Annotated in this window: 29 protein-coding genes, 1 tRNA gene and 1 pseudogene; 20 read left to right on the plus strand and 11 right to left on the minus strand. The window is 69.4% G+C overall.

Annotated features, from left to right (window positions below; translation table 11 throughout):
* The first annotated feature begins 65 nt into the window (after positions 1–65).
* From ABZ923_RS10815 to ABZ923_RS10830, 4 genes are all read left to right on the plus strand, one after another.
* The gene (locus ABZ923_RS10815) at positions 66–356 is read left to right on the plus strand and encodes a hypothetical protein (protein ID WP_030342363.1); all 291 of its coding nucleotides are present in this window, start codon (positions 66–68) and stop codon (positions 354–356) included.
* A gap of 65 nt (positions 357–421) precedes the next feature.
* Positions 422–781, plus strand: coding sequence for a hypothetical protein (locus ABZ923_RS10820; protein WP_361469559.1), 360 nt, complete (start codon positions 422–424; stop codon positions 779–781).
* A gap of 42 nt (positions 782–823) precedes the next feature.
* Positions 824–1474 carry a hypothetical protein gene (locus ABZ923_RS10825; RefSeq protein ID WP_361469561.1) on the plus strand — a complete coding sequence of 217 codons (651 nt, stop codon included), beginning with the start codon at positions 824–826 and terminating at the stop codon, positions 1472–1474.
* Between the two features lie 108 nt (positions 1475–1582).
* On the plus strand, positions 1583–1996 hold the full coding sequence (locus ABZ923_RS10830; protein ID WP_361469564.1) for a hypothetical protein: 414 nt from the start codon (positions 1583–1585) through the stop codon (positions 1994–1996).
* 4 nt (positions 1997–2000) lie between these two features.
* Here ABZ923_RS10830 and ABZ923_RS10835 read toward each other — a convergent pair whose 3' ends face one another.
* The 5 genes from ABZ923_RS10835 to ABZ923_RS10855 all read right to left on the minus strand — a co-directional run bounded on the left by ABZ923_RS10835 (position 2001) and on the right by ABZ923_RS10855 (position 5131).
* Complete coding sequence (locus tag ABZ923_RS10835; protein WP_361469565.1) at positions 2001–2426, minus strand: hypothetical protein; 426 nt, start codon at positions 2424–2426, stop codon at positions 2001–2003.
* 235 nt (positions 2427–2661) lie between these two features.
* Complete coding sequence (locus ABZ923_RS10840; RefSeq protein WP_361469568.1) at positions 2662–3054, minus strand: DUF3592 domain-containing protein; 393 nt, start codon at positions 3052–3054, stop codon at positions 2662–2664.
* Between the two features lie 48 nt (positions 3055–3102).
* The gene (locus ABZ923_RS10845) at positions 3103–3678 is read right to left on the minus strand and encodes a hypothetical protein (protein WP_361469570.1); all 576 of its coding nucleotides are present in this window, start codon (positions 3676–3678) and stop codon (positions 3103–3105) included.
* A gap of 17 nt (positions 3679–3695) precedes the next feature.
* Positions 3696–4295, minus strand: coding sequence for a hypothetical protein (locus ABZ923_RS10850; RefSeq protein WP_361469572.1), 600 nt, complete (start codon positions 4293–4295; stop codon positions 3696–3698).
* Between the two features lie 77 nt (positions 4296–4372).
* Complete coding sequence (locus ABZ923_RS10855; RefSeq protein WP_361469574.1) at positions 4373–5131, minus strand: VWA domain-containing protein; 759 nt, start codon at positions 5129–5131, stop codon at positions 4373–4375.
* Positions 5132–5187: 56 nt separating this feature from the next.
* Here ABZ923_RS10855 and ABZ923_RS10860 point away from each other — a divergent pair, with 56 nt between their 5' ends.
* The 11 genes from ABZ923_RS10860 to ABZ923_RS10910 all read left to right on the plus strand — a co-directional run bounded on the left by ABZ923_RS10860 (position 5188) and on the right by ABZ923_RS10910 (position 14045).
* Entirely contained in the window at positions 5188–5685 is a 498-nt protein-coding gene (locus tag ABZ923_RS10860) for a hypothetical protein (protein ID WP_361469577.1), read from the plus strand.
* A gap of 111 nt (positions 5686–5796) precedes the next feature.
* Positions 5797–6816, plus strand: coding sequence for a hypothetical protein (locus ABZ923_RS10865; RefSeq protein ID WP_361469580.1), 1020 nt, complete (start codon positions 5797–5799; stop codon positions 6814–6816).
* Positions 6817–6962: 146 nt separating this feature from the next.
* Positions 6963–7799, plus strand: a complete 837-nt coding sequence (locus tag ABZ923_RS10870; RefSeq protein WP_361469583.1) for a hypothetical protein — start codon at positions 6963–6965, stop codon at positions 7797–7799.
* Positions 7786–10197 (plus strand): hypothetical protein, encoded by a 2412-nt coding sequence (locus ABZ923_RS10875; RefSeq protein WP_361469586.1) that lies wholly within the window; start codon positions 7786–7788, stop codon positions 10195–10197. Before ABZ923_RS10870 ends, ABZ923_RS10875 begins: the two co-directional genes overlap by 14 nt.
* Positions 10190–10441, plus strand: a complete 252-nt coding sequence (locus ABZ923_RS10880; RefSeq protein ID WP_361469588.1) for a hypothetical protein — start codon at positions 10190–10192, stop codon at positions 10439–10441. Before ABZ923_RS10875 ends, ABZ923_RS10880 begins: the two co-directional genes overlap by 8 nt.
* Positions 10438–11094 carry a hypothetical protein gene (locus tag ABZ923_RS10885; protein ID WP_361469591.1) on the plus strand — a complete coding sequence of 219 codons (657 nt, stop codon included), beginning with the start codon at positions 10438–10440 and terminating at the stop codon, positions 11092–11094. Before ABZ923_RS10880 ends, ABZ923_RS10885 begins: the two co-directional genes overlap by 4 nt.
* Before the next feature lie 123 nt (positions 11095–11217).
* Positions 11218–12063, plus strand: a complete 846-nt coding sequence (locus tag ABZ923_RS10890; RefSeq protein ID WP_361469593.1) for a peptidoglycan-binding protein — start codon at positions 11218–11220, stop codon at positions 12061–12063.
* A 51-nt stretch (positions 12064–12114) separates the two neighbouring features.
* Positions 12115–12330, plus strand: coding sequence for a hypothetical protein (locus tag ABZ923_RS10895; protein WP_361469596.1), 216 nt, complete (start codon positions 12115–12117; stop codon positions 12328–12330).
* Positions 12327–12581 carry a hypothetical protein gene (locus ABZ923_RS10900; protein ID WP_030342341.1) on the plus strand — a complete coding sequence of 85 codons (255 nt, stop codon included), beginning with the start codon at positions 12327–12329 and terminating at the stop codon, positions 12579–12581. Before ABZ923_RS10895 ends, ABZ923_RS10900 begins: the two co-directional genes overlap by 4 nt.
* A 132-nt stretch (positions 12582–12713) precedes the next feature.
* Entirely contained in the window at positions 12714–12941 is a 228-nt protein-coding gene (locus tag ABZ923_RS10905) for a hypothetical protein (protein ID WP_361469599.1), read from the plus strand.
* A gap of 54 nt (positions 12942–12995) precedes the next feature.
* Positions 12996–14045: a YIP1 family protein gene (locus tag ABZ923_RS10910; protein WP_361469602.1), complete on the plus strand. Its 1050-nt coding sequence runs from the start codon at positions 12996–12998 to the stop codon at positions 14043–14045.
* 70 nt (positions 14046–14115) lie between these two features.
* On the opposite strand, the gene ABZ923_RS10915 is transcribed toward ABZ923_RS10910, so the two are convergent.
* The 3 genes from ABZ923_RS10915 to ABZ923_RS10925 form a co-directional block, all read right to left on the minus strand.
* Positions 14116–14619, minus strand: coding sequence for a phosphoribosyltransferase (locus ABZ923_RS10915; protein WP_181797374.1), 504 nt, complete (start codon positions 14617–14619; stop codon positions 14116–14118).
* Between the two features lie 13 nt (positions 14620–14632).
* Entirely contained in the window at positions 14633–15208 is a 576-nt protein-coding gene (gene dcd / locus ABZ923_RS10920) for a dCTP deaminase (protein ID WP_189295289.1), read from the minus strand.
* Between the two features lie 96 nt (positions 15209–15304).
* Positions 15305–15463 (minus strand): hypothetical protein, encoded by a 159-nt coding sequence (locus ABZ923_RS10925; protein WP_361469605.1) that lies wholly within the window; start codon positions 15461–15463, stop codon positions 15305–15307.
* Between the two features lie 270 nt (positions 15464–15733).
* Here ABZ923_RS10925 and ABZ923_RS10930 point away from each other — a divergent pair.
* Positions 15734–15807: transfer RNA gene (locus tag ABZ923_RS10930), tRNA-Gly, on the plus strand.
* 124 nt (positions 15808–15931) lie between these two features.
* Here ABZ923_RS10930 and ABZ923_RS10935 read toward each other — a convergent pair.
* The 3 genes and pseudogenes from ABZ923_RS10935 to ABZ923_RS10945 all read right to left on the minus strand — a co-directional run.
* Positions 15932–16060 (minus strand): annotated as a pseudogene (locus tag ABZ923_RS10935) (site-specific integrase); the annotation flags it as partial.
* Positions 16061–16179: 119 nt separating this feature from the next.
* On the minus strand, positions 16180–17247 hold the full coding sequence (locus tag ABZ923_RS10940; protein ID WP_361469608.1) for a CAP domain-containing protein: 1068 nt from the start codon (positions 17245–17247) through the stop codon (positions 16180–16182).
* A 444-nt stretch (positions 17248–17691) separates the two neighbouring features.
* Positions 17692–18432, minus strand: coding sequence for a hypothetical protein (locus tag ABZ923_RS10945; protein WP_361469610.1), 741 nt, complete (start codon positions 18430–18432; stop codon positions 17692–17694).
* 324 nt (positions 18433–18756) lie between these two features.
* On the opposite strand from ABZ923_RS10945, the gene ABZ923_RS10950 reads away from it, so the two are divergent.
* The 4 genes from ABZ923_RS10950 (at position 18757) to ABZ923_RS10965 (ending at position 21466) form a co-directional block, all read left to right on the plus strand.
* Positions 18757–19290, plus strand: coding sequence for a SigE family RNA polymerase sigma factor (locus ABZ923_RS10950; RefSeq protein WP_361469613.1), 534 nt, complete (start codon positions 18757–18759; stop codon positions 19288–19290).
* 9 nt (positions 19291–19299) lie between these two features.
* Positions 19300–20163 (plus strand): hypothetical protein, encoded by an 864-nt coding sequence (locus tag ABZ923_RS10955; RefSeq protein ID WP_361469615.1) that lies wholly within the window; start codon positions 19300–19302, stop codon positions 20161–20163.
* A gap of 134 nt (positions 20164–20297) precedes the next feature.
* Positions 20298–20537, plus strand: a complete 240-nt coding sequence (locus tag ABZ923_RS10960) for a hypothetical protein (protein WP_361469618.1) — start codon at positions 20298–20300, stop codon at positions 20535–20537.
* A 563-nt stretch (positions 20538–21100) separates the two neighbouring features.
* On the plus strand, positions 21101–21466 hold the full coding sequence (locus ABZ923_RS10965; protein ID WP_361469621.1) for a hypothetical protein: 366 nt from the start codon (positions 21101–21103) through the stop codon (positions 21464–21466).
* Positions 21467–21793 lie beyond the last annotated feature (327 nt).

Consider the following 21793-nt stretch of genomic DNA (forward strand, 5'->3'; position numbering starts at 1 on the left):
GACGCACCTCCCCGCGTCCCGGCCCGCCCGCACCACCCGCTTCTCCTCATGAACGGAGTTGATCCATGGCAGGCTTCGACGTCAGCGCCGCCCGGGCCCAGCGCCTGGAGGCGCTCGGCCGCAGCTGGTCGTTCACCATCGACGGCGACACCTTCACGCTCCCCACCGAGCTGACCCGCAAGACCGCCCACGCCCTGCGCCGGCTGGACGACAACGACGTGGACGGGCTGCTGCGCGTGCTGCTCGGCGACGCCCAGTACGCCCGCTTCGACCGGCACGACATCACCATGCAGGACATCGCCGCGATCATGGAGGCGTACGGCAAGGAGACCGGGCTCGGCCTGGGGGAAGGCTGAGCCTCGGCGAGCTGGTCGACGAGCACGCCGAGGCCCTGGAAGCGGACCTGCTCCGCCACTACGGCGTGGACCTGCTGGACTGGCACCGCGGACGGCTCTCCTCGCGCCGGCTCGCGGTGCTGGTCAGGCACCTGCCGCAGGACAGCGCGACGCTGCGGGAGCTGCACGGCGAGGCGGCCGACTGGTCGGTCACCGACTACCTCCTCGCCGCCGTGGTCGACCAACTCGCCGAGGCCAACTGGATGTTCGCGACGGTCAACCGGGACGAGGACGCGGAGCCACTGGAGTACCCGAAGCCGGTACCGCGGCCGGGCACGGCCGAGCGGACGACCGGCGCGGACGCCGCCGAACCGCCGTCCGGTGCCCCGGAGCCGCCACCGGCCCGCAACCCCACGGCGACCGAACTGGCCCAGTTCTTCTCGTAATCCCGCCCGGTTCCCCTTGTCGTACGCAGGGAGCGATGACCCATGACGAGTTACACCCCGCTCAACGCCCTCCCCTATCCCCAGCCCACCGATCCCGCGAACCTGCCGCTGCACCTGCAGTCCCTGGCCGAGGGCATCGACGGCCGCACGATCCTGCGGTACGCCACCGCCGCCGACCGGGACGCGGCGGTCACCACCCCGGCGGCCGGCATGGTCGCCTGGCTGACCACGCCCGGCACGCTCAGCTACTACACGGGCTCGGCGTGGATCGCGCTCGGCGCGTGGAACACGTACACCCCCGCCTGGACGGCGACCACGACCGCCCCCGCGATCGGGAACGGCACGCTGACCGGCAAGTACGCGGTGGTGGGCAAGGTGTGCCACTTCACCACGCTGGTCACCTTCGGCTCGACGACCGCGTACGGCAGCGGCTACTACGGCTTCGGCCTCCCGGTCACGGCCGGGGCGCTGGGTGGCCTGCCCCAGTTCCACGGCATGGCGACCGTGCCTGGCAACCGTGCGGTCCTCACCGCCCAGCCGGTCGCGTCGACGGGCGCGACGTCGTACACGCTGTGGGGTCCCACCTCGGCGTCCGCTTCCGGGATCGGGCAGATCGGCAGCGGAGGTGTGTTCGGTACGGCGTTCGCGAGCGGCAACGTCATCCGGATCGGCGGCACCTACGAGGTGGCCTGAAGCACCCCCCTGTTTTCCGACCGGCTTCAGAAGGGTGTCGGGTATTCTCGATGGGTAATCGCTCATGCGTTCGATCACGGGGAGAGCGGTGCGGAGGGATGGGGCCGAGTGACGAAGAACGAGGGCGCGGTGCCGGGCGGGATCGACTACGTCGAGGCCACGGGCGAGCTGCGGCGCACGCTGGCCGAACGCCTGCGGGGGCGCCCCCTCCCTCCCGATCTCGTGGTCACCACGCGGTCCGAGATCGAACGGCGGGAGTTCCGGGCGTACGGGCAGGGCTGGCGCGACCGGGGCGAACACGAGGCGCGGCGGGCGGAGGGCACGGATCCCGCGGCCCGGACGGCGGACGGCGCGAAGGTCCTGCCGTTCCCGCAGTCGCCTCCGGCACCGGCACCGGCCCCGGAGCCACCGGTACCGCAGCCGCCGGTGCCGCAGCCGCCGGCGTCATGGTCGCCCGGTCCGCACGCGCATCCGTCGGGCCCGCCGACCGCGCGTCCGCACCCCTCGGACGACCCGTCCTGAGCGCTCAGTGATCGAAGAAGTCCCGGCGGTCCTTCCGCCGGGACCTTCCGCGTTCCACCTTCGGTATGGTCGGCGCCTTCGACCGGGGACTCTTCTGCGCGAACCGGGGGCGCTGCCGGGCCGGGACCGTACCGCCGTCAGCCGGGCCGTCGCCACGTGTGCCCTCGTCCTCCGGCACGCCCTGCCGCTCCGGGAACGGAATGACCTCTCCGCCCTCCAGCAAGGTCAGTTCAGGCCGGCGGAGCTGCACGGGCAGGGAGGTGAGCGCATCTTTCCAGCCATGGGCGTACGCGGCGAACTCCCTGCGTTCGACCTCGGATTCCGTGTACACGGCGTCGCCCCCGTCGCCGAACTCCTTGACCAGTCGCCGCAGTGCCGCCAGGATCTCGGCCAGCTCGGCCTCCTGGCGGCGGTCTCCGCTCGCGTCCACCCCAGGTCGCCCTCACGATCGACCGCACCACGAAGGCCGGCCCGCCCCCTCGCCGCCCCCGGCCGGGAACGGCACGCCCACCTGCCTGATCGGGCGGATGGACATTACCTGATGCGCCGTCAACAGGCAGTTGCGCACGACACACTCCGCCCGGGAACTGATTCCGCGCCGCGACGCACACCGGCAGCATGGACGCCGTTCCGGCGCGGTACGGAGTACAACGTCGCGGTCGTCATCACCATGTAGCGAACGTGATGACGATCGCCAGCACGCAGAAGAGGAGAAGCAGGCTGGAGCCGATGGTGAGCAGGAGTGCGACGCGGCCGGTCCCGATCTCGTCGGGCATCAGGACGTTGCTCAGATCCTGCGGGTCGTAGATCACCTCCACGGTGCCACCAACCGAGGCCGGAGGCCACTTGAACGGACCCACTGCGACCCGCTTGGACCCTCCCTCGACGGAGAACTGCACCAGCAACTCGGTCCGGCCGTTCTCGTTCCGGGTCCCCACACATCTCGCCCGGGTGCGAATCCCGCGCCTCCGCAAGGCACGCCCCCGCCAATGGATCCCCCACGAGAAGAAGAGTACAAACCCCGCAATCACGGCAACAGGAATCGCCGGCCCGCCCATACCGCCCCCTTGTGCGCCCGCACCCTTATGCGCCCGCACCTCGGCGAGTCAGCTCACGACCTCCAGGGACCACTTCGTCAACGGCCCCCATTTCAGCTCCGGACCTTCCACCGCGAGCAGACCCTTCACATCCGGCACGGTGACGACGTCGTCGAAGCGATGACCGCGTCCCGCCAGAACACGAATGCACCGCCCTCGCTCGTCGTAGACACCCAGCCGCCCCCCGGCGTCACCGAACTGCGCGGCGATCCGCGTTCCGGGTGCCGGGCACCGGAAGAACCGTGAAGCACCGCCGCGGACCTTCGACGGCATGGCCTCCACGGACATCGCATCCAGGAACCGCACCTTCCAGCGGCCCGACATATGGGTACCGCGAATGATGCGCACCTCCTCGCACTCCCCCGGCTCCAGAAGGATGTGCGCCTTCTCGCGCATCCCCCCGGACTCGCCGGCACGCTTCTCGGTGTAGCGCCCACGCGGCCGGGTCACCCCGACGACCTCGAACCCGCCGGCGCTGCCGAGCCACCCCCACGCCTCCACTACGACAGCCCGCTCGCGCAGTTCATCGGGCACCGGCACGATGCGCGACCGGTATCCGGAGAAAGAGCTCTTCTGACCACCCACGCCGGACGCCCTTCGCATCAAGTGCCGAGCAGCAGTCCGACGACCACTGCGCCTGCCAGGAACCCGGCCGCCATCGCAAGGTAGTACCTGAACTCGTAGGCGGTCAGCGGGCCCGTCCACGGTGTGGCGTTCTGCTGGCGTTTGTCGGTGCCGGCCGGGACATCGGCCGCCCGCAGCAGCAGCCGCGGATTGCGGCGGCCCGGCAGTCGTACGAGGCGCACGGTTTCCCCGCCCGCGATCCCAAGGGCGATCACCGTGAACGCCACGGCCGGGGCGGCCGACTCCCGGGTGACCGCGATTCCCACGCACAGGGCGACCCCGAAGACCGAGAGATAAGTGGCGAGGAGCTGTCTGGCCGGGACACGTCTGCGAAAGGCGAGGTGATAACCGAGCAGGATCCACTGGCTCAGCCCCAGCACCAGGACGCAGCTCAGGACGACGGCAATGATCAGGTTGCTGGTGTCAAGGTCGCACTCCGCCTGTAACCGGCCACCGCATGGCCCTCGTTGTCCCAGTTCGTACAGCAACGCAGCAGCCGCGGGTACGGCAGCGAAGAACACACCGACCCCCAGGACGTTCAGCCACCCCCAACGCCCCCCTCCGACCGCTTCTTTCATACCCCCACCCCTCGATGGTCGTGGACCGCCTCGCCGGGTCCCCGACCGAGATGTGAGGCCGCCCTTGAGGACATCCGTCACCGCGGTCTTCGCCCACTTCGGTACCAGCGGCTGAAGGGCTTCAACACGCCTTTGGCGAAGAAGTAGTCTGGCGTGTCGGCGAGTTCGTCCCACCCATTGTAGAGATGGACGTTCGCGATGTCGGGCGCTTCCGTGCGCAGTCGCCGGAGAACTTCTTGGACGGAGTCCTGCGCGCTGTACTCGCCGAGAAAGAGCCAGAAGACGTTACGGTCCGCCTCTTCGCGCAACCGGTCGGCCAACTCCGGCCCGTCTGATTGCGCGGCCCACAGGAAGAACAGCACCAGAGTGGGCGTCCCGTCCTCCGGAATCCTCCCAGCCAGGTCTTTGACTGCGAGAGCCACATCCTCGTCGCTTCCTTCACCGTCCAGGCCGTGCTGGCGCATGTAGCCCGCCAGCCGGTTCCTCGGCACTGCGTCCTCGGTGAACAGAGGATCCTTCGATAGAACCGCCCAGTCCTCGATCCACTCAGCGGCATCGGAGGGACGCAGTTGCGGCAACTGATACGCACGCGAGGTGTAGATCCACACGTCTGCATCCGACGTCTCGGAAAGGAACGATGCCAGCAAGGCCGCCCTACGTACGATGTCGGCCGCCATTCGATTTTCCAGGAAATATCGCTTGCCCGCCGGAAACGCGAGTACGACTCGCGCCGACTTTCGTCGCACGCCTGCTCGCCGGGAAGCAGAAAGAACGGCCAGGCGCCCTTTCATGTCGCGTAATTGACTCTGCCTCGAAGACTCACCCTCACGACTCATGGCGCACAGGCTACAACACAGGTAAGTAAGCGACAACAGCAGTGAAGGAGTTTGCCATGGCAGTGGATGTCGTACATCTACTCAACGAAATCGGAGTACTCAAGAAGGAAGTCAAACGGTTCAGTGACGCCGTGCCCGGCTTGAAGGCAGATCTTGACGGGCTCAAGTTGGCAGTCTCCGTAGCCGCCGTTTCGGCACAGATCCTGAAGATCGACTACAGCCTGTGGAAGGTCGACGAGAAGGGTGTCACTTTCCGCGGCATGCAGAAGGTGACGTGGAGTCGGATCGCAGAGGCAGACAAGGAAAAGGCTCGCCGGAAGCAGGTGGAACTGGAACAGCGCTTGCATTCACTGTTCCTCGAAAAATCTCACGAGGGCGACATCAAGGCCGCACAGGGATCTGCCGACAAGGCGAATCGCGACATTCATGAACTCAGGACATCACTGCGCACGATGGGCCAGTCCTCGATTCCTGGCACCGGAAACAAGAAGCAGGAATTCAATCAGGTCCGGAACTCTATACGCAATCTCACTCAGGCTCTCGCCGGTATCTGATGTAGCTCGACAAGTGGATTGGGGAACACGATGAACCTGAAGCAAGCCGTAGCGGAGGTGGACACCAGACTGGGTGTTCTCGCCGGCACACTGACGCGTGCGGGCGCTTCGATGAACAGGGTGAAGGGGTACGCCGAGAACGTTTCACGCTCCTTCGGCCAGATCAGGACCGCGGCGAACAACAGCGACAGTGGGCTGAGCAAGATGCGCGGCAGTCTGGCCAGTACCCACACCTCCCTCGGCAAGCTCAAGACCGCCGCGACCCAGGGCGGTGGCGGGCTCGACAAGGTGAAGTCGGCCTCGCGGGACGCCGACGGCGGGCTCGGCAAGGCGCGTACCGGTACCGACAAGCTCAAGTCCTCCTTCGACAAGCTCAAGGCCGCCGCCAAGGGGGCCCACGGTGAGTTGAAGAACGTCAAGAAGCAGTCGGACGCAGTGGAGAAGTCCGTCGGCAAGGCCGCGAAGAACGCCGACCGGGGCGGGAAGTCCATGGGCGGCCTCGGCAAGGGGCTCAAGGGCGCCTCGCTGGCGCAGAAGGGGCTGAACCTGGCGATGGCCGCCAACCCCTTCGGCCTGGTGATGACCCTGCTGACGCCGCTCATCGCGCAGTTCGTCAACATGGACAAGATCACCAAGCTGCTGCAGAAGGGCGTCTCGTACGCCATGAAGGCCATCGGCTCCGCGGTGGGCGGCCTGGTGCACAACGCCGGCCCCCTGCTGCGCGGCCTCGGCAACGCGATGCTCGCCCCGATGACCGGCCTCGCCAACGCGCTGAACGGCCTGCTCGGCGCGCTCGCCGGCATCCACATCAGCATCCCGGACTGGGTGCCGAAGTTCGGTGGCCGCTCCTTCGGCTTCCCCCGCCTGCACGTGCCGGTCCCGCACCTGGCCACCGGTGGTGTCGTCCAGGCCCGCCCCGGCGGCACGCTCGCCCTGCTCGGCGAGGCCGGCGAGAACGAGGCCGTCATCCCGCTGTCCAAGCTGGAGCGGATGCTCGGGCACGGCGGCGGTCTGCGCACCCTCGCCGCCGCGGTGGAACGGCTGGCCGACCGGCCCGTCGTCGTCCAGGTCGACTCGCAGGAGATCGCCCGCGCCGTGTTCCTCGGACAGCGGCAGCTGTCCCGGCGGTAGCGCCGCCTCGCAGAAGTACGCCTCCGGTCGACGGCTCACGCCCGTCGGCCTTTTTTCATGCCCGCATGCCCGCATGCCCGCACGCATCACGCCCGCATGCCCGCACGCCCTCATGCCTGCACGCCCTCATGCCCTCAGGAGTCCTCATGGGAAATCTCTGGATCGGCCCGCCCGGGGCGATGACCGAGATCGACCAGGCCGCCAAGTCCTTCGACCGCAGCGCGGACCTCGGCGTCACCGAGTTCAAGTCGCTCGGCGGCCGGGTCACCGTCACCCGCAACCAGTCCCCCGTCCGCCGGCTGAAGCTGTCCTGGGACCTGCTCGCCCCGGCGCACGCGCGCGCCCTGGACCGCATCGCCCGCCGCGTCGACGGCCCCGGCCCGGTGTACGTCGTCGACCCCGCAGCCGGGAACGTGCTGAGCGCGTCCCAGGCCGCCGGTACCGGCGCCGCCGGCGCGACGGACATCACCGGCCTCGCCCAGTGGTTCAAGACCTCCGCGACCGGCACGGTCGCCGAGAGCGCCACCGCGCCCGGCACCTTCGTCTTCACCGCCGCCGACGCCAACAGCGCCCTGGGCTGGCGCCACACGAGCACCTTCGGCAACTTCCCCGTCTCGCCCGGCCTCCAGGTGTCCTTCCGCGCGCCCGCCGCCCTGGCCGCGCTCGGCACGCTGAGCGTGGGCATCGACTTCAAGAAGGCCGACGGAAGCTGGCTCGCCTCCGCGACGGCCACGGGTCCCTACGTCACCGGCACCGTCCCGGCGGGCGCGGTGTACGCCACCCCCACCGCCAAGCCGGGCACCGCCGGCACCTACGCGCTCGCCGGTGCCTGCTTCACGTACGGCGCGGTGGCGGAGTCCGGGGTCCCCGGTGACGGCCTGCCACCGATGTCGGTCACCGGCTACAGCGACACCCCGGGCCGTCCGCTGCCCTACCGCAGCATCGGCCTCGACCTCGTGGAGGTGTCCGGTGCAGCCGGCTGACGACACCACGGCCGCCGCCCTGTCCGCCGGCGAGCGGACCACCCGGCACCGCACCCGGCTCGGCGGCAAGGACGTCTCCGCACAGGTGCAGTCCTGGCAGCTGGAGCGGTCGTACGCCACCGACCTGCCGGCCGCGATGCGCGCCTTCTCCGGCTCCTCCGCCGCCCAGTTGCAGCTGCAGCTGTCCGGCGCGGGCGGGCGGACGGCCCCGGAGCTGTACTCGCCGTGGGCCGCCCGGGCCACCGGCGACGTCGTGCGGCCCGGACAGTCCGTGGTCCACGAAGGCGGGGTCGGCGGCGCCACGCTGCCCGCGTTCCGCGGCACGGTCCGTTCCCGCTCCGCCGCCTCCGGCGGCGACGCCGTCCAGGTCACCGCGCTCGACGGGGCGGAGCGGCTGCGCGGCCCGGCCTGGCTGCCGAAGCCGTACGCCGGTTTCTACTGGAACCGGCCCGTCTCCTCGGCCACCTGGTGCGTCTCCGAACTGCTGCGCCAGGGCGGCATGTACGCCTGCCCGCCGCCCCGCTACCCGGACTTCGCCGACGGCAAGCCGCTGACCCTGGTGTACGCCACCCTGCACGGCGGGTTCAGCACCCCCTACGGTCAGCCGGAGGTCCTGCCCGACCCGGCGACGTACACCTTCAGCCGGGAGGGGGCGCCGCACGAGATGGCGCTCGTGCCCAAGCAGCCCCAGCTGCGGGCGACCTGGTTCCCGCGCAGCCGGGTCACCGTCCCCGGCAGCAAGCTGTTCGCCGAGGTCTGGGTCGACAACTCCGTCCGCTACGACAGCGACAGCGGCGACGACGGGATCGGCAACGGCGACAAGGTCGTCCTCCAGCTGGACCTGAACCGCAACGGCACGGACGTCGGCTTCCTGAAGCTCATCGTGAACTTCGCGGAGCGCTGGGTGCGCATCGTCTCCAACGACCTCGACTCCGTCTGGTACTTCGAGTGGACCTGGCCCGCGCTCAACCAGCGGGGCGCCTGGCACCTCGGCTTCTGGGTCGACACCACGAACGGCACCACCAGCGTCCACCCGACCGTGCAGCCCCGGCTCACCGCGCCGGACGGCTCCCAGCTCATCGGCGGCGAGGCGACCTTCACCAACCCGGAAGCCCTGCAGTACGCCTCCGAGCTGTACCAGGTGTCCCTCTTCACCGACCTGCCCACCGAGTGCCTGCAGGTCACCAGCGGGATGCCGGCGATCCCGACGGCCACCGAGTTCTCGCACGCCGGCGCCTGGGCCTGGACGAAGAGCGTCGAACTGGACGACGTGGTCCTGCCGTTGTACGCGCTGCCCCGGGTCAGCGGCTCCCAGTGGGAGGTGCTCTCGCAGATCGCCAAGGCCAGCATGTCCACGGCCGAGATCGACGAGCGGGGCCTGTTCCGGTGGCGCAACCACACCCGGTTCGCCACCCGGCCCACCGCCCCCGACCTCACCCTCACCAGCACCCGGGAGATCGCCTCGCTGACCGCCACCGAGGAGATCGACGCGTGCCGCAACTACTGCGTCCAGCCGTACCGGGACTGGCGGAACGCCGGGGCGGACACGGGCGTGCGGACCCAGGACAGCGTGATCCGCACCCTGCCGGCCCGCTCGACGACCACGGTCAAGTACCTGTTGTCGAACGACGAGTACGACATCAGCCCGCCCACCACCGACGACGACTCCGGCGTCACCGGCGGCAGCAACGTCCGCTTCGGCACGGCGCCGACGGGCGGCACCGCCGTCAAGGGCATGGTGGACATGCTCATCCGCCGGGAGGACGGATACCTGGTCGTCCGGTACACCAACCGCGACACCCGGACGCTCTACACCGTCACCACCGACGGAAAGCCGTCCCTCGTCCTGGTCACGCTCAAGCCGAAGTCCGACCCCGTCGACCGGGTGGCCGTCGCCATGCTGGACGACCCGGCGAACGACCCGAACGGCGTCGCCAGCGAGAAGTACTACGGCCGCCAGGAGTACACCGCCGACAGCACCGACTGGATGCAGGACGCCGCCTCCGCCGCGGCCCTGGCGAAGGCCATGCGCACCGCGGGAGTGCTGCCCGTGCCGGTCATCGGTGACGTCGACGTGCTGTACGACCCGCGCATCCAGCTCGGGGACGTCGTCCGCGTCGTCGACGGCACCGGTGCCGCCCTCGACACCCTCGCCTGGGTCGTCGGCATCCGCACCGCCGCCACCGCGGACGGCGGCGTCCAGCAGACCCTGACCCTGCGCGGGGTCGAGCCGGGCGCCCTGCCGGCCGACTCGGGGCTGACCCCGGACGCACCGAGCAGCTCGGCGCCGGTGCGCTCGGTGACGTACGGGGCGGTCACGGCCGCCTACCCGAAGCTGTCGGATCTCACCGCGTCCGGTCTGACCTGGTCCGCGGTCAAGGAGGGAGCACGTGTCTGAGACCACCGTGGACCAGCCGCCGCCCGTCCCGGACGACACCCCCGGCGACCCGGTCGTGATCATGACGCCCATCGAGGTCACCGTCACCCAGCTGCCGCCCGAGGAGCCGCCCGCGCCACCGGAGACCGACGAGGACGCCGTGGTCGCCGAAGCGCAGCCGGGCCCCGCCCCGGCCGTACCCGCCCCACCGCCGGACGGCGACCCGTCCGACCCCGACCTCAGTGAGGAGCCGAGCCCCGCATGACCGCCTACACCCCGCTCAGCGGCATCCCCTACCCCCAGCCCACCGACCCGGCGAACCTGCCCCAGCACCTGCAGAGCCTCGCCGAGACGGTCGACGCCCGGACCATCCTGCGCTACGCGAACGCCACCGCCCGCGACGCGGCCGTCACCACCCCGGCCGCCGGCATGGTCGCCTGGCTCTCCAGCCCCGGCCAGCTGACGTACTACACCGGCACCGCCTGGCTGCCGGTGGCGGCGACGCCGGTGTTCCTCTACAACAACGACGCCGGTACGACCACCTCGACCACTCCGGCCGAGACCCTGTCCGGCGCGACCGGCGACCCGCTGGTGGGCGCGTTCACCGCCCCGCCCAGCGGCAAGGTGATCATCACGGTGGGCGCCTGGATCAACTGCTCCACGGCCGCGTCCGGGTTCATGGGCGCCACCGTGAAGAAGGTCTCGGACAACTCGGTGTTCCTGGCGTCCTCCATCGACCGCGCCTGCTCGGTCTACAACACCGACCGCGTCTCCGCGTCGAGCCAGTTCGTCGTCACCGGTCTCACCCCGGGCACGGCGTACTCGGCCACCCCGACGTACTGGTCCTCCGTGCCCTCCTCGGGCACCAACACGGTCGCCTTCGACAACCGGTTCATCCGCGTGGACCCCGTCCTCTGACCTGCCGTACCGAAGATCCGCCGTACCGAACACCCGCCGTACCGAACACCCCGGAGCCCCGGTGCGCCGTGCCCGTCACGGCCGCCGGGGCTCCGGCGTTCCCGCCCCACGAAAGGGACTCCCATGGCGACACCCCTGCCCGCCTCCGCCTTCCGCGCCGCGCTGCGCGCCGAGGGCGTCCGGACCGCCGAACACGGCACCTGGTCCACCCACAACCGCAACGCCATCGGCGCCTGGGGCCCGATGGCGGGCGTCATGCTGCACCACACGGTCGGCGCGGGCAGCGTCGACATCTGCCGTACCGGCCGCCCCGACCTGCCGGGCCCGCTGTGCATCGCGGTCATCGCCAAGGACGGCACGGCCCACCTGGTCGGCTACGGCCGCACCAACCACGCGGGCCGCGGCTCCCAGGCCGTCTACGACGCCGTCCGCACCGGCACCGCCCTCCCGGCCCGGCCGGGCCCGGACGCCGTCGACGGCAACGCCCACTTCTACGGCTTCGAGATCGAGAACTGGGGCAACGGACGCGACCCCTACCCCGAGGTCCAGCTGTCGGCCGTGGAGAGGATCGCGGCGGCGATCTGCCGGGCGCACGGCTGGGGCGCCGACCGCGTGATCGGCCACAAGGAGTGGACGACCCGCAAGATCGATCCCAGCTTCTCCATGCCGTCGATGCGCGCCAGGATCGCCGGGCGGCTCGGCACGGACACCGGTACGGACCCGTACGAGCCGTTCCCCGGGCCGGCGTTCTTCGTCGCCGGCCGCCACAGCGCCGTGATCACCGCGATGGGCCGGCGCCTGGTGGCCGAGGGCTGCGGCCGCTACGTCCAGGGGCCGGGCCCCGACTGGACGGAGGCGGACCGCCGCTCGTACGCGGCCTGGCAGCGCAAGCTCGGCTACTCCGGCGCCGACGCGGACGGCATCCCGGGCCGCACGAGCTGGATGAAGCTGCGCGTGCCCCGGGTGTGAGGAAGCCGACGACACACATGTACGAGAGCGACGAGAACGGAGCCGGCTGACATGACGGACTCGACCCGCAGGACCGTCCGTACGGCGTTCCAGACCCTGCTGGCGGTCGCGGCGGCACTCCCGCTGCTGGCCGACGACCCCCGGCTGGCCGACCTGCCCGCCTTCGGCGCGCTGGTGACCGTGGCGACGGCGGTCAGCCGGCTGATGTCGGCGCCCGCCGTGGAGAAGGCCCTGCCGCGATGGCTGCGCAAGGAGGAGTCGCCGTGACGGGCCACCCGGGCGAGGGGGTCGCCCTGGAGCTGGAGCGCCTGCGCCGCTCGGTGGACGTCGGCTTCGCCACCACCCGCGGTGACCTGGCGCTCCTCCTGCAGCGCGCCGACCAGACCGACAAGACCCTCGGCGACCACGAGGACCGCCTCGACGCCCTGGAGCGCACACGCTGGCCCCTGCCGTCGCTGGCCGCGGTCGTCTCGTGCACGGCCCTGGCGGTGACCCTGTGGGAGGCGGCCGGCAGATGACCCGGCGGGGGCTCCCCCGCTCGCCCGTCCGGCCGGCGGAGGAACCCCCGCGCGACACCCCGGCGCCCACGCAGGCACAGCCGGCACAGCCGGCACAGCGGCTCCAGGAACACACCGAACGCGCGTACAACCTTGCCCATCCCCGCAGGTCTCCTGACCGCCGGCCGCGCCGCCGTACAGGCGAGCGGCCCGGCCGACCTGGTGATCGGCTCGTACGAGAACGGCGGCGACGGCGCGATCACCTACCTGCCGTCCAACGGCAAGAAGATCACCACGTCCGGCTCGCGCGCCTTCGGCGTGGACACCGTGGGCGTCTCGGCCTCGGGCAGACCGCAGCTCGGGGCGGTCTTCGCCGACTGAGCGCCCGGGAACCCCCGGCGAACCCCGAGGCCGGTGCTGACGGTCCCTTAGGGGATGTCACAGGTCGGCAGCAAAGCCGGGCCCGGACCACCGGGCCCGGCACATCGGCCCGCGGGACCAGGTACGTTCGATGACGTGGCTGGATTCAGGATCGGACGCGGGGGCCGGGACAACCGCACCCCCCAAGGACAGCAGGCGCAGCACGGACCGTCGTACGGGCGCGGGCGCGGCCCGGCTCAGCCCGGAGGCCCGTCGTACGGCCAGCCGCCGTACGGCCGGCCGGGCCCCTCGGGCGCCCCGGGCCCCTCGTACGGCTACCCGTCGGCGCCGCAGCCGCCGTACCCGCAGCAGGGACAGTCGTACGGGCACCCGGGACCCGGCGACGACGGACCGGAGTACTTCGGCGACGGCGGCTACCCGGGCCCCGGGCACGGCGGGCACGACCCGTACGCGGCCAACAACCCGGGCCACACCCAGGCCTTCTCCATCGACGAGGCCGCCGGCTACACCCAGGGCTCGACCTACCACGCCGGCGCCGCCGCCGCGCCCGCCGCGCCGCTCGGGCCGCCCCTGCACTGGAAGGAACTGCTCAAGGGGATCGTCCTGTCCCCGAACGAGACCTTCCTGCGCATGCGGGACTACACGATGTGGGCGCCCGCCCTCATCGTGACCTTTCTCTACGGCCTGCTCGCGGTCTTCGGCTTCGACGGCGCCCGCCAGGACGCGATCACCGCGACGCTGTCCAACGCGGTGCCGATCGTGCTGGTCACGGCCGTCGTGATGGTGCTCGGCCTGTTCGTCCTGGGCGTCGTCACCCACACCCTGGCCCGCCAGCTCGGCGGTGACGGCGCCTGGCAGCCCACGGTGGGCCTGTCCATGCTGATCACGGCCCTCACGGACGCGCCCCGCCTGGTCGTCGCCATGTTCTTCGGCGGCGACGCCGGCTTCGTCCAGCTCCTCGGCTGGGCCACCTGGATCGGCGCGGGCGCCCTGCTGACCCTCATGGTCTCCCGCTCCCACGACCTGCCCTGGCCGAAGGCCCTGGGCGCCTCGGCGATCCAGCTGATCGCCCTGCTGTCGATCGTGAAGCTCGGCACGTTCTGATCTCCCGGCGCACACGGAAAGGGCCCCCGGCACGGCAGCCGGGGGCCCTTACGTGTGTGGCCGGCGCTTCTCAGGCGTCCAGCACCTGCCCCGCCCGCTTCACCACCGGCGGCTCGACGCTCCACGGGAAGTTGATCCAGTCGTCGGTCCGCTTCCACACGTACTCGCACTTCACGAGGGAGTGGGACTTCTCGTAGACCACCGCGGAGCGCACCTCGGCCACGGTGTCGAGGCAGAAGTCGCGCACCAGCTTGAGCGTCTTGCCGGTGTCGGCGACGTCGTCGGTGATCAGCACCTTCTTGTCGGAGAAGTCGATCACGTTCGGGACGGGTGCGAGCATGACCGGCATTTCGAGGGTGGTCCCCACACCGGTGTAGAACTCCACGTTGACCAGGTGGATGTTCTTGCAGTCCAGGGCGTAGGCGAGCCCGCCCGCGACGAAGACCCCGCCCCGGGCGATGCTCAGCACGATGTCCGGCTCGTACCCGTCGTCGGCGATCGTCTGCGCCAGCTCGCGGATGGCGGTCCCGAACCGCTCGTAGGTCAGGTTCTCCCGCACGTCTGCGCTGCTCATGCTGTCGTCGCCCTCACACCTGGGTCCGATGGAAATTGAGGAAGGACCGGGAGGCGGTCGGCCCGCGCTGCCCCTGGTACCGGGAGCCGTACCGCTCGCTGCCGTACGGGTGCTCGGCGGGCGAGGTCAGCCGGAACATGCACAGCTGGCCGATCTTCATCCCCGGCCACAGCTTGATCGGGAGCGTGGCCAGGTTGGACAGCTCCAGGGTGACGTGCCCGCTGAACCCCGGGTCGATGAACCCGGCGGTGGAGTGCGTGACCAGCCCGAGCCGCCCCAGCGAACTCTTGCCCTCCAGACGGGAGGCGAGGTCGTCGGGGAGCGTGATCACCTCGTAGGTGGAGGCGAGCACGAACTCCCCGGGGTGCAGGATGAACGGCTCATCGCCCTCGGGCTCGACGAGCCGGGTCAGATCGGCCTGCTCGACGGAGGGGTCGATGTGCGGGTACCGGTGGTTCTCGAACACCCGGAAGTACCGGTCCAGCCGCACGTCGATGCTCGACGGCTGCACCATGGTTTCGTCATAGGGATCGATCCGTACCCGCCCGGCGTCGATCTCGGCCCGGATGTCCTTGTCTGAGAGAAGCACGTAGCGAGGATACGCAAGGCGCGCGGAGCCGTGGCAATCACGACAACTCCGCGCGCCCGCTGTGACGGCCCGGCTACAGCCGGTGCCCGCCGCTGGTCACCGCTTCTCCAGCACGACCGGCACGGCACTACGGAGCCGGGCACAGCGCGGGCACCGCACCAGCCGGCCGGGGCCGAGCCGCTCGGCCTTCTGCATCGGGAACGAAGCGGTGCTGAAGACGTGCCCGTCCGCGCATCGGACGACGGTGCGTTCCATCAAGTCCCTCAAGTCCCTTCCCCAAGAGCCGCGTCCGGCGTTGCTACCCGGACGGCAAAAGCCACATTACGGGATCAAAGAGACGACTCTCCACGCGGCACTCCGGCCCTCCCCGAGGCCTCCACGGTACGCCCCAACTCCGGCCGCCCGCAGCCGGATACCCCCACCGAAAGGCCCGCACACCTCCGGGATCCGAACACCGGGGGCCCGCGATGATGTAGAGTGAGCACCGTCCGGACACCAACCCCTCGGGGACAAGTCCGTACTTACGCGGGTGTAGTTTAATGGTAGAACATCAGCTTCCCAAGCTGAGAGCGCGAGTTCGATTCTCGTCACCCGCTCCATGCGAAACCCCCAGGTCAGAGGCCCGGGGGTTCTTTGTTGTGGGGCCCCGTGCGCGGGCTGCGCACCACATCCGCACCACAAGGACGCGGCCGGCTGCCGGTGGGCTTCTCCTTGTGGTGCGCGCCCGGCCGCCACGTCCCGCTGCCGCTCCTCACCGGAGTGCCGGTAGATCAGCGCGGCCATCTCCGACGACTGGCCGGCGCGGACCATCGTGTCCTTGAGCGTGGCGCCGGAACGGGTCGAGAGCGTGTGGGGTAGCGGTCCTTCATTGTCTCTGGGCCGTGCGAGGCCACCCGACGCCGACCGACAAGGACAGAAGCCCACGGCATCCGATCCGATCAGAGCCGTGGGCTTCTTCACTCCGCCCATCTTCAGAACCGCAGGTGCCCCCAAACCCAGCCGTTGCCACCGGGGACGTTGCGTCCGGCGACCTGGCACCAGGATTCCGGCTCACAACTTCGCACGAGCTCGACTTGTTGGCCGACGCGCAGGATGCCGATCACCCGCCCGGCACCGTCCGGCTCATTCTTGACGTTGTAAACGTCCACATCCTCACCGACCACCGTTGCCGTTCGCCCCGTAGGTGGCGAGGCTTGCCCGAACTGCAGGTGCCCCCAGACCCAGCCGTTCCCACCGGGGACGTTGCGTCCGGCGACCTGGCACCAGGATTCCGGCTCACAGCTCCCCACGAGCTCGACTTGTTGGCCGACGCGCAGGATGCCGATCACCCGCCCGGCACCGTCCGGCTCATTCTTGACGTTGTAAACGTCCACATCCTCACCGACCACCGCTGCCGTTCGCTTTGTAGGGGGCGATGCTTGTCCGGGCGGATAGGGCGTCTGTCCCTCGATGTTGCCTGCGGAGCGGTAACGGCACACCACAAACCATCCGTTGGGCTTGGGCGCACCCTGCTTTATCCCACAGCCGATCTCCCTGGTGGACGACCACACCATCTGCGTGTAATGGCCCCACCTGAATACGTTGGTCCTTTTCGCCGGATTCTGGTCGTTGACCGCATGGGCCAGATCGATCTTCTTGTTGGGGTCGGCGTCGTAGTACTGCTTCTCGTTGGCCCACGAAGCCGCCGCGTCACGGGCTATGGAGTCACGGGGGGGAGTGGGGGTTCCCCAGGCCTCGTACAGGCTTTCGCCCTGGTCGGCGGGCCTCTGCCCCTGCTTGGGATCGCTGTGCGTCCCCGTTCCGAGATTGGCCCAGGCCTGCGCATCGGCGGCGAGTTGGTTACTCCACACCAAAGGTGGCACGCCGACCGCATGGCGCTCCTGATTGTGCCGGGCGAGAACGGCATTGCGCTCGGCATCGGTGAACTGGGATCCGGTCTGCGCCTGAGAAGGGCCGGTGAGCCCAAAGACGCCGCTGATCAGTGCGGCGCTCAGAATGGCCGCTCCACGAGCTACCCGCCCGCGTCGACTTTTCGTCATGACCCGCCCAACCTCTCGGATCTTGGGCTCAACTCGATGGGCACCGCTTCGGCATTCACTTCTCTTTGAGAAGGCCCATAAGGAGCGCCGCATCCTGCGCGAGACAGAGCTGTAAGGCGCTCCGCCACGGTTGTTGAAAGCGTCTCCGCACTGATGACCTTGCGCGGTCACTGCGGCCGTCGGGCAGCCGTCGGCATGCACATTCGTCTTCAGGCAATCAAGACATCAGACCTATGCACGTAGCATCCGCGATCCCGGCGGAATGACGCCGGCGTTCCGCTGTGTCCGCGCCTCACCTCGCGCTGCGCCGTGAGGCACCCCTTAATTCCAGACTGCACTCGTTCGGCCGACATCGCGAGTCGTACAACAACATGCGGGGCTTGTTCGTCACCTACGGTCCCCGCGGCCGGGCTGAACTGCAGCCGGTGGCATCGGTCCGGCGTATCACCAGGGCAGGGGTTCCGGGCGGCGGTTCCACCACCATCCGTGGGACGAGGCGGTGCCCTCCGCCGGAAGCAGTTCCTTGCGGAGCAGACCGCCGGTGTCGTCGACCGTCAGCTCGGCGAAGAGGGCGTCCAGGGACCCGAGAGAGTCCCGGATCAAGGCAGCGAGGTCCTGCGGGAGTTGCGTGCGAACCTGCTCCAGCTCGTCTCGCACTTCGAGGCGTTCACCATAGAGGTCTGGGGGATACCAACCGGAAGGCGCCCACGCGGCGTCCATCTGGCCGACGAGCTTTTCCCAGGCACCGAGACGACCACGCGCCGTCCGAGCCGGCGATCCCAAGGTGCCGGCCTCGTCCGGGTGCATGCGTCGCAGGTGCGCGGCGAAGGTGTCGGCGAGTGGCGTTGCGATCTTCAGTTCGCGGACCACTTCCGGAATCCGGGCCACCGTGACATGCGGCAGTCGGCCGACGGGATCCTCCACCCGGTCGATCGTGTAACGAGGTCCGTCGTCGGAGCCGTACAGGCGCGCTCGCGTGACCAGACCCTCTTCCCTGGCCGGCCAGTACGCACTCGGCGGCGCTTCTTCGGCGGGGAAGAGAACCACGGTGTCTGCCGCCCGGGCGGAGGCGGACGCCAGGTCGCGCTCGCTGGGCTGCGGTTGCACGGACTCCTGGACATGGATGTCCAGGGACACGGACACGTCACCCAGCACCGTGACCTTGTCGCAGAACACCAAGGTCATGACGGATAGGTCCCGTTGTAGATGTCCAAGGCCCTCTGCACGGCCTGTGGGTTGTTCACGAAGCGCGGGGCACGGGTCAGCTGCGGGGCCGCACTGACCACCCGTAGCGCTGACGGCGTCGAGGCCAGACTTGTGGGATCGATGATCTGCAAGCGCGCGAGCACGTAAATGATCAAAGTTAGGTGCAGCACGCCAGGTATCCCATAGGTGAACAGACCGCACATGGACCAGGGCGAAAAATCGGTTTCAACCTTTACTGTGCGGCAGCGCTCTGAAGAGGGTGACAGGACACGGCCCCTTGACGGGGTCGGGAGAGGAGAGCAGATGCCGGAGAACGGCCGAGGCTCCGAAGCGTCGCAGGGATCCCAGGCGCCCGAGAGCTTCGAGGCCTTCGCCCAGGCGAGCCAGAGACGGTTGTACAGGACCGCGTACCTGCTGTGCGGGGACCCGGACACGGCCCGGGACCTGACGCAGACCACGCTCGCCAAGCTGTTCCAGCACTGGCGGAGGGCCAGTGCCGCCGACCACATCGAGGCCTACGCCAGGACCGTGCTGACCCGCACCTACCTGGCCGAGCGGCGGCGGCGCCTGCGGGACCTGCTGGCGCACTCCCGCCCCGACACCCGGTCCGCGCCCGACCACACCGATCTGCGCGTGACGCTGATGTCGGCACTCGCTGGGTTGCCGCCCAGGGCGCGAGCCATGGTCGTGCTGCGGTACTGGGAGGACCAGAGCGTCGAGTCCGTCGCCGAGCTCTTGAAGTGCAGCGAATCCACGGTCAAGAGCCAGTGTTCACGCTCCCTGGCAAAGCTGCGCGCCCAACTGGGCGAGGCCCACATCTACGCCACGGGGAGCTGAGGAACCGTCATGAGCGACAACATCACCGAGGAAGACCGCCGCAGCGCCCTGCTGGTCAGGGACGCGATGGACAGTGCAGTGGCGGAACTGCCCGCGCCACACGACCTGGTTCCCGCCGCAGTCACCCAGGGCCGGCGCCGCAAGGCGCGTGCCCGTCTCACGACCGCCGCCGGGATCACCTGCGTGGCCGGGGCCGTGCTCTTCGGCTCCCTGACACTTACCGCCGGGGGCGACGCCGACAGGACAGTCCGTCCTGCCACGAGCAGCACACCCTCGCCACACCAGTCGGTCCAGCCGGAGCCCTACCGCACGCCGATCCACATCGACCCCACGAGCGACGACGAACGGGCCATGGCCAACCTGCCCCCCACCGAGCGGAAACGGCGAGCGCAGTTCCAGCAACAGGCGGCTGTCCTCCTCGACGAACTGCTGCCGGACGCTGTCGGCCCAGTCCGGCCGGTCGACCTCGACGTGTCGCGCTACCAGGGCGAAATCACAGACGGGAAGGTGTTCACCATCATCTTCTCCGTACGGCCCTCCGGCGACGGTCCGGACTCGAAGCACTGCCCCTCCGCTGCTCTGGCCGCCAAGGGCGGAAGCTGTAAGCAGGCCACGCTGCCGGGCGGCATCAAGGCCACGTCGCTCCGCGTGATCACCGGCTCGTCCGAGACCATGTCCACCGACGTCCGCTTCCGCTACGGACGCAGCGATGTCTACGTCTCCATCGAACCGGACGTGAACGCCAAGGCCTCCGCCCCCGTCACCAGCGAGGAACTGCTCGCGGCTGTCGGTGACTCCCGCTTCCTCGACCTGGTGCGGTACGCCGACGAGCACCCGATGCAGAAGAAGCAGACCACCATCGCGGGCGGCTGAAAGCGGGTGGCGGTGTTGAGGCCAGGACCGATACAGCGTGCGCCCTCGGTGCCTGACGGTCCCTGAGTACGCGATGCTTGGGTATGGCCCCTGAACCTAGCGCCGCACCGTCGATGACCACTGAGGTGAGTGCGGTGACCGACGGAACCACCAGAGTCTTCACCTGGGAGGAAGACGCACGCATCGAGGTCCGGAACCTCGGCCGAGAGATCGTCATCGAAGCCAACGCCGCCGGGCTGAAGACCCTGGCCGGCCATCTCCTCACACTCGCCCAGGACGGCACACCGGATGGCGCTCACCTCCACCTGGAGGAGCACAACGGACTCGAGGAGGGCTCCGCAAGCCTCGTCTTGGAAAGGTGCGACGGCGAATGACTGGTGCCAGACGCGTGCCAGAAAGTTCGATTCTCGTCACCCGTTCCACGCGGAACCCCCAGGTCAGCGACCCGGGGGTTCTTGCGTAGAAGCGGAAGCCGTCCCCGCTCCCTTCTCCCCGACGAAGACCAGGCCGTCCGGACCCTTCTCGGCGAATCAGGCTCGTCTCCGGACAACCCGGCCGCGCCACCCCGGCGGGTCCGGGGGGTGACATACGACCGTGAATTCGCGGACGAGTTCAACGGCTCGAAAATTCCGCGCTGACCTTCCTACGCTCCCGTGCGCTTCGAATCCACTCGAACAAGTGATGTCGAATCGATCCGGCGTTCCAAACGGGGGAATGACGGCATACCGCCACGGCAGCAGAGGCTATGTATGTACGCGGCTGGCGGGTTCGGTGCAGGGCGCCTGCCTGCACGACGCCCCGGCCCGAGCCGCCCCCGGCGTCCAGCGTTTCCATCCCGGGCAGTCCCGGGCACCTGCACTCCAATGGACGGCTTTGCCTCGCATTGGAGTTCTTCGATCGAGCGGCGCTCCCGCCGCTCGGACAGGAGGTACACCGCATGGCAATCGCATTCAGAGTAATCAAGATCAACATTCCACAGACTTCGTGTTCGGATTCGTTCGAAGCGAAAGAGCCGGTCAGTTTTGGGCACAAGATTCGCCGGGACGAAGAGGACAACCGCGTCGTGGACGTGGCGCTCCGGTCGTTCAAGTTCGAGGTTCTGTACAACGGAGCCGTGGAAGACTTCGAGATCGGCGGCCAGGAGATCAACCTGCACTTCGAGAGGAACGGCCACGACTCGGGGCAGGTCGTGCTCAAGGCCAATCTGCGGCCAAGGAAGCAGGCGGCAGCAGGCGACCCGGCCTGGCAGTTCAAGGGACAGGTCGAAGCGCTGGTCATGGCGGAGCTGGAACCCCTCAAGTGACCCCGGACGACAGCCCTCACACGTCTGACTCGGCGGGGCTGTCGTAGAGCGTCGCCACCCCGACGCGGCGCCCTCGTCAGCTCGACGAGGGCGCCAGTCCTGTGTCCTCAGGGCCTGCCCATTGCGGCGGGTCGATTCCAAGGGCAGTCTTGCGCCGGGGCGCCTTCCGCTCCACTCCATGGGGCGAGTTTGACCCTATTGCCCCGGCCTGTATCGCTGTGGGCGCGATGGTCGTCCCATGAGTGAGACGCGCGTATTGCCTGATCGGAATCCGGCGGAGGTCGGGACGGACGATGTGCCGCGGTTGCCAGGGGGATGCCGGAACCT

The sequence above is a fragment of the Streptomyces sp. NPDC046881 genome, from assembly GCF_040645015.1.
GTDB lineage: Bacteria > Actinomycetota > Actinomycetes > Streptomycetales > Streptomycetaceae > Streptomyces.

Bases quoted from the DNA above. Each gene is read 5' to 3' on its own strand.
- ABZ923_RS10925 (WP_361469605.1), bottom strand. From the start codon at position 15,463: ATGGAACGCACCGTCGTCCGATGCGCGGACGGGCACGTCTTCAGCACC.
- ABZ923_RS10940 (WP_361469608.1), bottom strand. From the start codon at position 17,247: ATGACGAAAAGTCGACGCGGGCGGGTAGCTCGTGGAGCGGCCATTCTG.
- ABZ923_RS10910 (WP_361469602.1), top strand. From the start codon at position 12,996: ATGTCACAGGTCGGCAGCAAAGCCGGGCCCGGACCACCGGGCCCGGCA.
- ABZ923_RS10825 (WP_361469561.1), top strand. From the start codon at position 824: ATGACGAGTTACACCCCGCTCAACGCCCTCCCCTATCCCCAGCCCACC.
- ABZ923_RS10890 (WP_361469593.1), top strand. From the start codon at position 11,218: ATGGCGACACCCCTGCCCGCCTCCGCCTTCCGCGCCGCGCTGCGCGCC.
- ABZ923_RS10895 (WP_361469596.1), top strand. From the start codon at position 12,115: ATGACGGACTCGACCCGCAGGACCGTCCGTACGGCGTTCCAGACCCTG.
- ABZ923_RS10815 (WP_030342363.1), top strand. From the start codon at position 66: ATGGCAGGCTTCGACGTCAGCGCCGCCCGGGCCCAGCGCCTGGAGGCG.
- ABZ923_RS10950 (WP_361469613.1), top strand. From the start codon at position 18,757: ATGCCGGAGAACGGCCGAGGCTCCGAAGCGTCGCAGGGATCCCAGGCG.
- ABZ923_RS10860 (WP_361469577.1), top strand. From the start codon at position 5,188: ATGGCAGTGGATGTCGTACATCTACTCAACGAAATCGGAGTACTCAAG.
- ABZ923_RS10850 (WP_361469572.1), bottom strand. From the start codon at position 4,295: ATGAAAGAAGCGGTCGGAGGGGGGCGTTGGGGGTGGCTGAACGTCCTG.
- ABZ923_RS10965 (WP_361469621.1), top strand. From the start codon at position 21,101: ATGGCAATCGCATTCAGAGTAATCAAGATCAACATTCCACAGACTTCG.
- ABZ923_RS10855 (WP_361469574.1), bottom strand. From the start codon at position 5,131: ATGAGTCGTGAGGGTGAGTCTTCGAGGCAGAGTCAATTACGCGACATG.
- ABZ923_RS10955 (WP_361469615.1), top strand. From the start codon at position 19,300: ATGAGCGACAACATCACCGAGGAAGACCGCCGCAGCGCCCTGCTGGTC.
- ABZ923_RS10870 (WP_361469583.1), top strand. From the start codon at position 6,963: ATGGGAAATCTCTGGATCGGCCCGCCCGGGGCGATGACCGAGATCGAC.
- ABZ923_RS10945 (WP_361469610.1), bottom strand. From the start codon at position 18,432: ATGACCTTGGTGTTCTGCGACAAGGTCACGGTGCTGGGTGACGTGTCC.
- ABZ923_RS10865 (WP_361469580.1), top strand. From the start codon at position 5,797: ATGAACAGGGTGAAGGGGTACGCCGAGAACGTTTCACGCTCCTTCGGC.
- ABZ923_RS10885 (WP_361469591.1), top strand. From the start codon at position 10,438: ATGACCGCCTACACCCCGCTCAGCGGCATCCCCTACCCCCAGCCCACC.
- ABZ923_RS10915 (WP_181797374.1), bottom strand. From the start codon at position 14,619: ATGAGCAGCGCAGACGTGCGGGAGAACCTGACCTACGAGCGGTTCGGG.
- ABZ923_RS10840 (WP_361469568.1), bottom strand. From the start codon at position 3,054: ATGGGCGGGCCGGCGATTCCTGTTGCCGTGATTGCGGGGTTTGTACTC.